Source organism: Pseudomonas sp. B21_DOA, from assembly GCA_030544685.1.
GTDB classification, from domain to species: Bacteria; Pseudomonadota; Gammaproteobacteria; order Pseudomonadales; family Pseudomonadaceae; genus Aquipseudomonas; species Aquipseudomonas fluorescens_AO.
Genome location: CP086683.1, coordinates 3,473,559 through 3,486,000, shown reverse-complemented (window position 1 = coordinate 3,486,000; position 12,442 = coordinate 3,473,559). Strand labels below are relative to the sequence as shown.

Here is a 12,442-nt window from a genome sequence, read left to right as displayed (position 1 = left end):
CGGTGGTCCTGTTGACCATCGGCCTATACCCGCTTTCACCGTCGGCGTTCGCGCCGACGACAATCTCGACAGCAGCTTGCGCAGCATCAGCCCGTCGCAACTGCAACAACCGGCAGGCAATGAAAGCCGTCAGCGCCCTGCCCCTGCTCTGAAAGCGTCCGCCGATGCGGACGCGTTGGGGCTGGAACAAGCGGTCAGGCTGGCCGTGGACTGGCACCCACGCATCGGCGAGGCCATCGGCACCCTGTTCCAGCAAGGCGAAGGGGTCAACGTCGCCGAATCCGGCTATTACCCGCAGGTCACCGGCGGCATCAAGGGTGGCTACACCAGCGGTTACGGCAGCGATGCCGGCAGCCAATCGGTGAACATTTCCCTGAAACAGATGCTGTATGACTTCGGCAAGGTTTCCAGTTCGGTCGACGCCGCCCGCGCCCGGGTGGCGCGCAGTCAGGCGGGGATTCTGCTGGCGATCGACGACATCGCCCGCGACACCGCCAGGGCCTACATCGAAGTGCAGCGGTATCAGCGTCTGCTCGAGGTTGCACGCGAACAGATTCAGGGCATCGGTGGCATCGTTGATCTGGCCAAACAACGCAGCGACATGGGCGCCAGCACCCGTTCCGATATGGTCCAGGCGCAGTCCCGGGCCGAAGGCGCGACGGCGACATTGCAGGAATTCAAGGCGCAATACGCGCGCTGGCAAGCGACGCTGACCAGCCTGCTCGGACGGCGCACGCCGCCGGCAGTCAGCGACGCCGCCGCGCCGACGTTGACTCAGGCCTGCGACGCTTCGCAAATCTCCGACACCCTGCCCGCTGTTCTCCAGGCGGCCGCGCAACGCACCCAGGCCCAGGCCGAACTGGCCCAGGCCAAGGCCGAAGCCTATCCGACGCTGTCGCTGCAACCGTCGGTCAACCAATACCTGGACGACCACTACGACGATCAGAACTCGCGCGCCGATCGCACTCAGGTCGGAATCTTCCTCAACCTCGAAGTGCCGATCTATCAGGGCGGTGCGATCAGTGCGCGCAGCCGCGCCGCCGGACATGCGCTGACCGCAGCGGACTCGGCCGAAGACTTCGCCCGCCTGCAAGCGCGCCAGGGTCTGGCTGAAGCCCAGGCGCAAACCTCGGGCCTGAACCGACGGCTGCGTTCGCTGGAGTTTCGCCAGAGCAGCATCACCGAGGCGCGCATGTTGTATGGCCGCCAATACCTGGAACTGGGCACACGGCCGCTGCTCGACCTGCTCAACGCCGAGCAGGAAATCCATCAGTCGCGCTTCGATCTGGTCAACACCCAGGCTGATCTGCAACGCCTGCAGATCGACTGCTTCTACAACAGCGGTGCGATTCGCCGGGTCTTCGGCATCGACCACAGCGCCATCCAGAATGTCGAGATCCTGCCATGACCGATGCCAGCATCACTGTTCCCGAACCCGTCGCGGCCGAAGCTCGCGAAGATTATTCGCCGTGGCTGGAAGCCGTTCTCAAGGTCGCCCGCCACTACCGACTCGACGTCTCGCCGGAAAGCGTGCGCCTGGCCTCGGTGCACAGCGAAGGCCGCGTCGAAGAAGTGGTTCGGCACATGGCGCGTCAGGCCGGTTTGAGCGTCAAATTCGCGGTCTTCGATAACAAGAGCCTGAGCCGCTGGCGCACGCCGCTGGTGGTGCAACTGCGCGACGGTCAGGTCGGTGTGCTCGAAAGCATCGGCGAAACCGGCGAGCTGGGCATCTGCTTCAGTGGCGATCAAGGTTTACAGAGTCGCATGGACACCGCCGCTCTCGCCGAGCAGGCCCTGCGCACGGTGATTCTGCGTCCGACGCAACCGGTGGCCGACGTGCGCACCAACGATTACATCAAGCCCTACGACGAGCACTGGTTCCGGCGCATCGTCCTCACCGATCTGCGCCCTTACAGCCAAGTGATGATCGCCTCGCTGGTCGCCAACCTGCTGGGCATGGCCGGGGTGCTGTTTTCCATGCAGGTGTACGACCGGGTTATTCCGGCCGAGTCGCTGCCGACCCTGTACGTGTTGTTCGGCGGGGTGATGCTGGCGCTGCTGTTCGATTTCGTCATGCGCATTCTGCGTCTGCGCATCACCGATGTGCTGGGCAAGCGCGCCGATTTGCGCGTCTCCGATCTGGTCTTCGGCCACGCTTTGCGCCTGCGCAATTCCGCACGGCCGAAATCCACCGGTTCGTTCATTTCGCAATTGCGCGAGCTGGAGCAGATCCGCGACCTGATCACCTCCAGCACCGCCACGGCACTGGCGGACATGCCGTTTTTCCTGCTGTTCCTGCTGGTGTTCTATTTGATCGGCGGACCACTGGTGCTGATTCCACTGGTGGCGCTGGTGTTCATGTTGTTGCCCGGGATCATCGCGCAACCGCGCCTGGCGCGACTGGCCAATGCCTCGATGCGTGAAGCGGCGCTGCGCAACGCCATGCTGGTGGAAAGTATTCAGGGCCTCGACGACATCAAGGCATTGCAGGCCGAGCAGCGTTTTCAGCAACAGTGGAACCAGTACAACGCCGCCTCGGCGGACAGCAGCCTGCGCCTGCGCACCTTGACCAACAGCCTGGTGGCGTGGACGCAGAACGTACAAGGCGGCGTGTTTGCGGTGGTCATCGTGTTCGGCGCGCCTATGGTGATTGCCGGCGACTTGACCACCGGCAGTCTGGTCGCGGCGTCGATTCTGTCGTCGCGGATGATGGGGCCGATGGCGCAACTGACCCACGTGCTCACCCGATGGCAGCAGGCCAAGGTCGCGCTCGAAGGCTTGAACCGGATCATGCAGATGCCGGTGGATCATCCCGAAGGCAGTCAGCGCGTGCACCTGCCGGCGATTCGTGGCGACTATCGCTTGCGTCAGGCCAGTTTTCGCTACAGCGAGGAATTGACCCCGGCGCTCAACAACATCGACCTCAGCATTCGGCCCGGCGAGCGCATCGCCCTGCTCGGCCGCAACGGTGCTGGCAAGTCGACGTTGCTGCAAGCGCTGGGCGGCGCGATGGATCTCAGCAGCGGTGAAACCACGCTGGACGGCATCGCCCTGGCGCATCTGGATCCGGCCGATCTACGCCGCGACGTCGGCCTGCTGTCGCAACAGGCGCGACTGTTTCATGGCACCTTGCGCGACAACATCACCCTCGGCGCCGGTCAGGCCAGCGATCAGGAAATCATCGCCGCATTGACTGTCACTGGCGCGCTCGACTTCGTTCGGCAGTTGCCCAAAGGCATGGATCATTTAGTGCTTGAAGGTGGCTTGGGCCTTTCGGGCGGTCAGCGTCAGAGCTTGTTGCTGTCGCGCCTGTTGATCCGTCAGCCACAAGTGCTTTTGCTCGACGAACCGACCGCGGCGCTGGATGACGTCACCGAGCGCCTGCTGCTGGAAAAACTCGCGATCTGGACGCAGGGCCGAACGCTGGTGGTCGCCACGCACCGGGTCAGTGTCCTGCAACTGGTCGAGCGGATCATCGTTCTCGACAACGGACGTATCGTCATCGACGACCATCGCGACGCGGCACTGGCGCGGTTGCGCGCCCCGGCAAAGGAGTGACGGTATGAAAACCATGATGACTGACGTGCCGGACCCGATGTCCTACCTCGACGGCCGCGACGAGCGCGCCATCGCCGGTGGTGCAAAAGTGATCTGGGGTTGCGCGCTGATGCTCGCCTGCTTCGTCGCCTGGGCGGCGTGGTTTGAAGTGGTCGAAGTCTCGACCGGCACTGGCAAAGTGGTGCCCAGCTCGCGCGAGCAGGTGATTCAGTCGATGGAGGGCGGCATTCTCGAACAGCTCAACGTCAGCGAAGGCGCTTTGGTCGAGCGCGGGCAGATTCTCGCGCAACTGGACCCGGTGAAGAACCAGTCCAATGTCGGCGAAAGCGCGGCCAAGTACCGTGCAGCGCTGGCCAGCGTCAACCGCTTGCAGGCCGAGGTCAGCGAAAAGCCCCTGACTTTCGACGCATCGCTGCAGGAATTTCCCGAGTTGATCCGCGCCGAAACCGAGCTCTATCAGACCCGGCGCAAAGGTCTGGCGGAAACCCTCGACGGAATTCAAAGCTCGCTGAAACTGGTGCGCAGCGAACTGGCGATCACTGAAAATCTGGCGAAGATCGGTGCCTCGAGCCGGGTCGAAGTGCTGCGCCTGACCCGTCAGCGCTCGGAGCTGGAATTGAAGGCCACCGAGGCGCGTTCCGATTACATGGTCCGCGCCCGCGAAGACCTGGCCAAGGCCAACGCCGAAGCGCAGATGCTCGAAGCGGTAATCCGTGGTCGCACCGATTCACTGTCGCGTCTGACCCTGCGCTCGCCGGTGCGCGGCATCGTCAAGGACATCGAGGTCAGCACGATTGGCGGCGTCATTGCACCCAACGGCCAGGTCATGCAGATCGTGCCGCTGGATGAACAACTGCTGATCGAGACGCGTATCTCGCCGCGCGACATCGCCTTCATTCACCCGGGCCAGGCGGCGAAAGTGAAAATCACCGCCTATGACTATTCGATCTACGGCAGCCTTGACGGCGAAGTGGTGACGATCTCGCCGGACACGATTCAGGACGAAGCCAAGCCGGAAATCTTCTACTACCGCGTGTTCATCCGCACCGCGTCGGATGAGCTGCGCAACAAGGCCGGCAAACGCTTCGCCATCGTGCCCGGGATGATCGCCACGGTGGACATCCGCACCGGCGAAAAAACCGTGCTGGACTACCTGATCAAACCGCTCAACCGCGCCCGCGAAGCATTGCGCGAACGCTGATCAGCGACTGGCCAGTTTGGTCGCCGGCGGCGCTGTCGGGGTGATGCTGGCCTGATAGCGCGACCACTCGCGATTGATCTCCGCGTACGGCAAAAAGATGCTTACGCGCGGTTGATCGAGCAAGTCCTTGCGCTTGAGGCGGCTGACGTCGTCACGGGTGAGGAACGCCACGTTGATGCCGACCACTTTGCCATCGGCGGAAAACACCGGCCCGCCGGACATGCCTTTGGCCAGTGCGCCATTGTGGGTGCCGTAAAGCACGTTGCCCTCTTTGACGTCGAGGCGAACCATGGCCGGTAAAGCCTGACCGGTGCCCTTGATTGACATGTACAGCGAATTGAATCCCACCGAAGTCAGCTCTTCGCCCGGCGTGTAGCCGCGCCACGCCGGCACACTACTGGCCTTGTGACGGAAGAACTGCACGTCTGCCTGCCCCTGGAAAACCGTGCCCGACAAGTAAGGAATGTGCTTCACCGTCACGGCAAAATCCTCATTCCATTGCACAGCCGAACCCATCAGCACGTAAGGCAAAGGCGCGCCGGAGTGAACGACAAAGGCTTGGTCTAAAACAGGATCCTGAACAAAAGCGACTGGCATTCCATTGCACCCGCTGAGCAGCAACGACGCTGCAACAAGTGACTTGAGGGGGCGCATTTTCGGTACATCTTGAAGTGAGGAAAGGTGCTGCAATATGTCATTGCGCCATCACTTCTAGCAATAGCCTGAGCCTACCGCTTGTCGGCATGCGATATAGTGAATCAATGATTGGATCCAAGCAATATCCCGGCAATGCGCGCGATCAACAGCGAATGTACGCAAATGATCGCGATTGTCTTCAACCAGGTCGAATGATTCCATGCTGACGCAGTTTGCGATACAGCGTATTGCGGCTGATGCCCAGACGACTGGCAACACGCGCGACATGCCAGTGTTCCGCCTCAATCAAGCTCAGCAACGTCTGGCGTTCGGATACGCCCAGTGGATCGTCAACAGGTTGGTCGTGACTTGCTGGCAGTAACTCCTGCACATCCTCCAGCGTGATCCGCCCGTCCACCGCTAACGCTACCAACGTCCGCAAACAGGTGCGCAGTTGCCGGACGTTGCCCGGCCAGGGCTGCGCCAGCAAGTGCTCTCGAACTCCCGCTTCCAGCCGCACATTGGCGCCCGCCATTTCTTCGCGCAGCAACAGGTCAAGCAGACGGCCCTTGTCGGAACGCTCGCGTAGCGGCGGCAGTTCCACGGCGAAACCGCCAATGCGATAAAACAGATCTTCGCGCAGGCGTCCGTCAGCTACGCAGGCTTGCAGATTCTGGTGGCTGGCGCTGATCAAACGGACATCGAGCGCGCGTGGCGTTGCGCTGCCCAGCGGCACGACCTGGCGCTCTTCGAGGACCCGCAGCAGGCGTGTCTGGAGCGCGAGGGGCATGTCGCCGATTTCGTCGAGAAACAGAATGCCGCCATGGGCCTGCTCCAGCTTGCCGACCATGCCGTCCCTGCGTGCGCCGGTGAAGCTGCCGCCGCGATAGCCGAACAGCTCGCTCTCGATCAGCGTTTCAGGAATGGCCGCGCAGTTGATCGCGATAAACGGCTGGCCTGCACGGGAGCTGGCGCGGTGCAGCGCTGCCGCAAAGGCTTCCTTGCCGGTGCCGGTTTCACCCTGCAGAAACACCGGCACGTCACGTTCGAGTACACGCAACGCGCGGGCGAATCCGCGTTGCAGGCGCGGGTCTTCCAGGCACACGCGCTCGTCACTGATGTTTGCGATGGCCGGGATGGTCAACGGCACCGAGCGAATCGGTTCACGCAACTGGCCATAGAACAGGCGTCCATCTATCAGCCGCATCGGCCAGCAGACGTGGGCCTGAGCACTGGCCTGATCGAGCAACTGCTCCATCGGCGTTTCCAGCAGCAGGGTCAGCGACTGCCCGACCATTTGCTCGCGGCTCAGGCCCAGCAGATCCAGCGCCGCCGCATTTACCGAACAGATCCGCGCACTCTCGTCGAAGCTGAGCAGGCCTTCACCCAGCAATCCGACAAACCCGGCATCCGGATGAAACCGCAGCAAATAGCGCTGCGGATCATGGCCAAGGAAAAACAGCTCTCGATCAACCTGGCCGACAGATTGGTCAGGGCCATGGCCTTGAAGCGTTGCTCAAGGCTGCTCTCCTCGCGCACCGAAGACAGGTTGAGCACCGCGAGCAACTCGCCGCTGGCGTCGAATATCGGGCTGGCCGAACAGGTCAGGCCGACGTGCTTGCCACGGAAATGCTCGTCGCGGCGAATGGTCACGTGCTGGCGCTCGACCAGGCAGGTGCCGACACCGTTGGTGCCCTCGTGCTCCTCGCTCCAGACCGAGCCGAGCCACAGCCCGGAGCGCTGGAATTCACCGCGTTCAGCCTCATTGAACACGCTGTCGATCGCCACGCCGCGTGCATCGGTGAGCAGCACGACATGGCCGTCACGCCCCAGTTGCTGGTGCAGGCTGTTCATCTGCCAGTGGGCGACGGAAATGATGTGTTCCAGCGGCGCACGGTGTTCGCGCAAGCGTGCCTGTTCAAGCACATCCGGCGCGCGGCGGCTGGCCGGATCGAGCTGGTATTGATCCAGGCAACGCCGCCATGAGCGAGTGATCGCCAGGTCTGCCGCCGCGCCGGGACTGGCTACAGTGCCCTGCACGGCTTGCAGCACCTGGCGTGCGTGGGCGTTGATCGAGGCCGGTTTCATTGTTGTTGTGCTCCGCTTCGGTGAAGACACGGTCTGTCCGCAGCTTAGATGAAAAGCTCGCTGCGGGGAATTTCGCGCCGAGTGACACAGTGTCATCCTCGATTCCCGAATTCGTGACAGGGCGCCCTCTGCACCTCGCTCCGATTTTTGCATCAGACGCTCTGGCCAGCGCCTTTCAAAGAGCTGGCCCAAGCCTTGCTCTGGTGCCATGGCTTACCAAAACAACAAGATCGGGAGTGGCCCCATGAACATCGCTATCGAAACCCCTTTGCAAACGCCAACAGCGCAACTTGCCGCTTGGGTCGAACGCCTCGGCGAACGTCTGGCGCAACGAGATGTGGACGGCACGCTGGAGCTGTTTGCCGAAGAATGCCACTGGCGTGACTTGCTGCTGTTCAGCTGGAACCTCGTCACGCTGGAAGGCAAACCGGCGATTCGCGACATGCTCGAAACACGCCTTGAGCAGACCCGGCCCGAGCGCTGGCAACTCGAAGGTGAAGCCACGCTCAGCGACGGCGTGCTCGAAGGCTGGATGAGCCTGGAAACCGACATGGCGCGCGGCAAAGGCTACGTGCGCCTGAAGGACGGTTTGTGCTGGACGCTGCTGACCACCATGCGCGAACTCAAAGGCTTCGAAGAACCCAGCGGCCGCCGCCGGCCAATCGGCGCCAGTCACGGCCATGCCCACGCCGACAAGCGCAACTGGCTGGAGCGCCGCCGCGATGAAGAAGCGGCGCTGGGCATCACCACGCAACCGTACTGTCTGATCGTCGGCGGCGGTCAGGGCGGGCTCGGCCTCGGCGCGAGGCTTAAACGCATGTGCGTACCGACGCTGATCATCGACAAGGCCGAGCGCCCCGGCGATCAATGGCGCGGCCGCTACAAGTCTTTGTGCCTGCATGACCCGGTCTGGTACGACCACATGCCCTACCTGCCCTTCCCCGACCACTGGCCGGTGTTCACCCCGAAAGACCAGATCGGCGACTGGCTGGAGATGTACACCAAGGTCATGGAACTCAACTACTGGCCGCGCACTGAATGCCTCGGCGCTACGTTTGACGAACAGACTGGCCGCTGGACCGTGGAGGTCCTGCGCAACGGCGAGCGCATCACCCTGCAGCCGACGCAACTGATCCTCGCCACCGGCATGTCTGGGGTACCGAATGTGCCGGTGTATCCCGGCGCCGAAGACTTCAAGGGCCAGCAACATCACTCCAGCCGTCACCCCGGCGGCGATGCGTGGAAAGGCAAGCGCGCAGTGGTCATCGGCGCGAACAACTCGGCCCACGACATCTGCGCCGATCTGGTGGAAAACGGCACCGAGGTGACTATGGTGCAACGTTCGAGCACGCACATCGTGCGTTCGGACAGCCTGATGGAACTGGTTTTCGGCGGGCTTTATTCCGAAGAGGCGCTCGAGTCGGGTCTGACCACGGACAAGGCCGATCTGCTGTTCGCCTCGATTCCGTACAAGGTCATGCCACAGTTTCATCGGCCGGTCTTCGACGCGATCAAGGAGCGCGACAAGGACTTCTATGAACGCCTGACCCGCGCGGGTTTCATGCTCGATTTCGGCGATGACGAATCGGGTTTGTTCATGAAATACGTACGCCGTGGCTCGGGTTACTACATCGACGTCGGCGCCTCAGAACTGATCGCCAACGGCACGATCAAGCTCAAGAGCGCGCCGGGCCTCGGTGTCGAACGCATCGAAGCGGATGCAGTGGTGCTCACCGATGGCAGCCGCTTGCCGGCCGATCTCATCGTTTATGCGACAGGTTATGGCTCGATGAACGGCTGGGCGGCGAAGCTGATTTCTCAGCAAGTCGCCGACAAGGTCGGGCGCTGCTGGGGCCTGGGTTCCGGCACCACCAACGACCCCGGCCCGTATGAAGGCGAACTGCGCAACATGTGGAAGCCGACCCAGCAGCAAAACCTCTGGTTCCACGGCGGCAACCTGCATCAGTCACGGCACTATTCGCTGTACCTGGCGTTGCAGTTGAAGGCTCGTTTCGAAGGCCTCGACACCGATGTCTATCGCCTTGCAGAGCGGCATCATCTGGGCTGATTCCGCAAGGGGTCGTTCGTCGGTGCGCCGGCCAGGCGCACCGGCGAACTGGAAAGTGCGTGCTAGGGTGTCTAGCCAGAGCACATTTCAAACCAGGAAAAATGCGGAGGATTCATGCCACTTCATCCCATCCTGTTCATGGGCGGTTCCGGCGCTATCGGCCACCAGACGGCCCGCGCATTGCGCGCGGCGCATCCCGACGTACCCTTGCTGATCGGCGGACGCGACCTCGCCAAGGCTGAGCAAACCGCCGAGCACATCGGCAATGCCCAAGGTGTGGTCATCGATGCTCGCGCAGAAGATCTGGGGCTGGGTGATCGCCCGGTCAGCGCTATCGTCCTGTTCTACATGGACCACGCCCTCGCCGGGATGCGCTTTGCGCAAAAGCGCAAGGTGCCGCACCTGAGCATCTCTTCCGGCGTGTTCGAAATCGCCCCGCAAATCGCCAGTTTCATTCACGCGCCTGACGCGGCGCCCATTGTCCTCGGCTACGAATGGATGGTCGGCGCGACCACGGTAGCGACGCTGCACATCGCCAAGGCATTCGCCCGCGTGCACGACATCCGCATTCATGCCCTGGTCGACGAACAGGACGGCGGCGGCCCGACCGTAGCCGTCGATTTCGAGCACCTGAACAAAATGCTGCCCGCCGCGCTGACCCGCCGTGACGGCGAATTCATCTGGCGTGAAGGCGACGATGCCAAGGTCAGCTTCCGCGCCGTCGACGGCACGACCCTGCAGGGCGCCGGCTTCTCCTCCATCGACGTGACAGGCCTGGCCGCCGCCACCGACGCCCCGAACGTCGAGTTCAACCTCGCCAGCGGCATCAGCTCGACCCGGCGTCAGGGCCAGCCGATGTCGACGGAAATACTCATCGAACTTGAAGGCACGGATCACGATGGCCAGCCATTGCGCACACGGCATGCGGTGGTTCACCGCGCGGGTGCGGCGGCGTTGACCGGGCTCAGTGTGGCCATGTTGCTGGAGCGATTGGTTGGGCTGAATGGGCAAGCGCCTGTAAGGCCGGGGCTGTATTTTCCGTATCAGTTGCTGGATGCCCGAGTGTTTTTGCAGCGATTGAGAGACGACGGCGGTGAGTTGATTGAGCTGGACGGGGATGTGAATGGATAAAAAATACACGTCAAAAATGGCGGTTGAAAGTTCACAAGTGGTTGGCGATCTGGAAGCGGCTTGCACTTAGAGACGCATCCTGTTCTTCCTCTTGATGTCGGCCAAGGAAATCAAGCATCAGCTCGGCAGTTCGCCGAGCGCTGGTCACCACAAAAAATGCCCTTCCCCTTCAGCACGCGCAGTTCGGCTTGTGGAATCGAACGTCGCAGAATGTGCGCGTTGTACGGCTGTACCAAGGTGTCACGGTCGCCGACAAGAATGAGCGTGTGCGCGCGCAAACGGGCTAGCCGCAGCAGGCTGGTCCAACCTGCCAAAGCGGCTAGCTGGTGGTAATAAGTTCGCGGGTTGACGCTAAGCATGCCCCTGGCAACACCGAAGCGGCAAGGCATCGAATGTTCTGATCAGACCACCCAAACCGTTAAGCAGCAGTAACGGCGGGCCCTCGCCGGAGATTGAGACGTTTACCTGCAAATCCTTGACGGTCAGCTTTCCGATCGGCATGAGAAAGTTCCTACCTCGCTACTTTGACCGGAGTAAATGCCCACCGGCAGCTTTAGATTTGGCTTGTCAGTGAAACCGGTCGTAACGATGCGATCAATGCTCGAAGCGTCTCCTTGTGACTTTCGAGCCCCTGACTTGCGAGTTCGTATTCCTGTAACGCGCCAATGCGGCCGCGATCCTTGCTGCTTTGAATCAGCCGCCCCAGGAGCAACTGTTTTTCATGCAGGGCTCTAACGGCCACCCAGAGCGCTTCCTCCAACGTCTCATTCTGGGCGTGAAATAACGCGGCGGCGGTGTAGGCATGACCGGTATGGCAGCGAAAGCGTGGTGAGGACGACTCTACCTCCCACAGCGCGCCTCCGCATTCAGGACAAGACATGCCAGCGATTTCACCTATCTCGTCCAGCGCTCTGGAGCCGCCTTTGCTGAAATCCTCGGTGAGATCATTTTCAGTGGCGAACGGCTCGATGCGTTGTGCCTCCCCAGGGAGGTTCGCCTCGGCTGCACGCTGTTCGATGATCTGTACCAGTCTCTTGCCCAATTCTCTGAGCGGAAGGCATCCGTCCACATTCACATGACGAAGAGCGCTCGACGGCATTGACGGTGCTTCGGCAGTCTCGGGATCTTGCACAAAAGCCAGTCCGCCATAGGCCTTTATTGCCTGGAGCCCAACTACACCGTCATCAAGATCACCGGTCATCAACACCCCTATGGCATTGCTTGCGTAGCTGATGGCCGCCGATCTGAACATCGGGTCAATTGCAGGCCGAGAGTGGTTTTCCCTGGCACTGCGAGAAACCTGAATAATTCCTTTTTGACCAGTAGATGCTTGTCCGGAGGCGCAACGTAGACACGCCCCGGCTGTATCTGCTCTTCATGCACGGCGAAGGCGACGGGTAATGGGCTCGCCTGGACCAGAAGGTTTGGCAGAACGCTAGGTTGTTCTCCGATGTGCATTGTGACGAACACGGCCGCATGCAAATCGGACGAAAGCTCGGCTACAAATTCACGCAACGCAGCGAGTCCGCCGCTGGAAGTGCCGATAACGATGACTGGGTAATTGTGGCTTTCTTGCTGCATGGATCAATCCCGGGTTGCGCGCTGACGCATGCACCTACATACCTCAGCGCCCCCATCCAGCCATGTGAATGAGTGTTTTGTCTGTGTTCGCCGTCAAGCGATAACCTCTCCTTCGTGTTGATAGGTATTTCGCTGAAAAGGTTCGAAAAAACCACCATGTTTGGTCTTGATCAAAGGAA

7 protein-coding genes and 2 pseudogenes are annotated in these 12,442 nt (G+C 61.6%); 5 read left to right on the top strand and 4 right to left on the bottom strand.

Features of this window, described 5'->3' with window-relative positions:
* Positions 1-76: 76 nt before the first annotated feature.
* From LJU32_16130 to LJU32_16120, 3 genes are read left to right on the top strand one after another with little or no spacing between them, the layout of a single operon-like run.
* Positions 77-1,408 carry a TolC family outer membrane protein gene (locus LJU32_16130; protein WKV87290.1) on the top strand — a complete coding sequence of 444 codons (1,332 nt, stop codon included), beginning with the start codon at positions 77-79 and terminating at the stop codon, positions 1,406-1,408.
* Positions 1,405-3,558, top strand: a complete 2,154-nt coding sequence (locus tag LJU32_16125) for a type I secretion system permease/ATPase (protein ID WKV87289.1) — start codon at positions 1,405-1,407, stop codon at positions 3,556-3,558. Before LJU32_16130 ends, LJU32_16125 begins: the two co-directional genes overlap by 4 nt.
* A gap of 16 nt (positions 3,559-3,574) precedes the next feature.
* Positions 3,575-4,759 (top strand): HlyD family type I secretion periplasmic adaptor subunit, encoded by a 1,185-nt coding sequence (locus LJU32_16120; protein ID WKV91120.1) that lies wholly within the window; start codon positions 3,575-3,577, stop codon positions 4,757-4,759.
* Here the strand turns inward: LJU32_16120 and LJU32_16115 are convergent, their stop codons facing one another.
* Complete coding sequence (locus LJU32_16115) at positions 4,760-5,239, bottom strand: serine protease (GenBank protein ID WKV87288.1); 480 nt, start codon at positions 5,237-5,239, stop codon at positions 4,760-4,762.
* Positions 5,240-5,594: 355 nt separating this feature from the next.
* Positions 5,595-7,483, bottom strand: a pseudogene (locus LJU32_16110) (sigma-54-dependent Fis family transcriptional regulator).
* A 244-nt stretch (positions 7,484-7,727) separates the two neighbouring features.
* Here LJU32_16110 and LJU32_16105 point away from each other — a divergent pair.
* Together LJU32_16105 and LJU32_16100 are read left to right on the top strand one after the other, a co-directional pair.
* Positions 7,728-9,551: an NAD(P)/FAD-dependent oxidoreductase gene (locus tag LJU32_16105; GenBank protein ID WKV87287.1), complete on the top strand. Its 1,824-nt coding sequence runs from the start codon at positions 7,728-7,730 to the stop codon at positions 9,549-9,551.
* 114 nt (positions 9,552-9,665) lie between these two features.
* Positions 9,666-10,682, top strand: a complete 1,017-nt coding sequence (locus LJU32_16100) for an NAD(P)-dependent oxidoreductase (GenBank protein WKV87286.1) — start codon at positions 9,666-9,668, stop codon at positions 10,680-10,682.
* A 110-nt stretch (positions 10,683-10,792) separates the two neighbouring features.
* Here the strand turns inward: LJU32_16100 and LJU32_16095 are convergent, their stop codons facing one another.
* Positions 10,793-11,041, bottom strand: a complete 249-nt coding sequence (locus tag LJU32_16095) for a hypothetical protein (GenBank protein ID WKV87285.1) — start codon at positions 11,039-11,041, stop codon at positions 10,793-10,795.
* 194 nt (positions 11,042-11,235) lie between these two features.
* A pseudogene (locus tag LJU32_16090) lies at positions 11,236-12,263 on the bottom strand (chemotaxis protein CheB).
* Positions 12,264-12,442 lie beyond the last annotated feature (179 nt).

What these genes read in the sequence shown, in the direction of transcription:
- LJU32_16100 (WKV87286.1), top strand. Translation starts at nt 9,666, where the DNA reads ATGCCACTTCATCCCATCCTGTTCATGGGCGGTTCCGGCGCTATCGGC.
- LJU32_16095 (WKV87285.1), bottom strand. Translation starts at nt 11,041, where the DNA reads ATGCTTAGCGTCAACCCGCGAACTTATTACCACCAGCTAGCCGCTTTG.
- LJU32_16105 (WKV87287.1), top strand. Translation starts at nt 7,728, where the DNA reads ATGAACATCGCTATCGAAACCCCTTTGCAAACGCCAACAGCGCAACTT.
- LJU32_16120 (WKV91120.1), top strand. Translation starts at nt 3,575, where the DNA reads ATGACTGACGTGCCGGACCCGATGTCCTACCTCGACGGCCGCGACGAG.
- LJU32_16125 (WKV87289.1), top strand. Translation starts at nt 1,405, where the DNA reads ATGACCGATGCCAGCATCACTGTTCCCGAACCCGTCGCGGCCGAAGCT.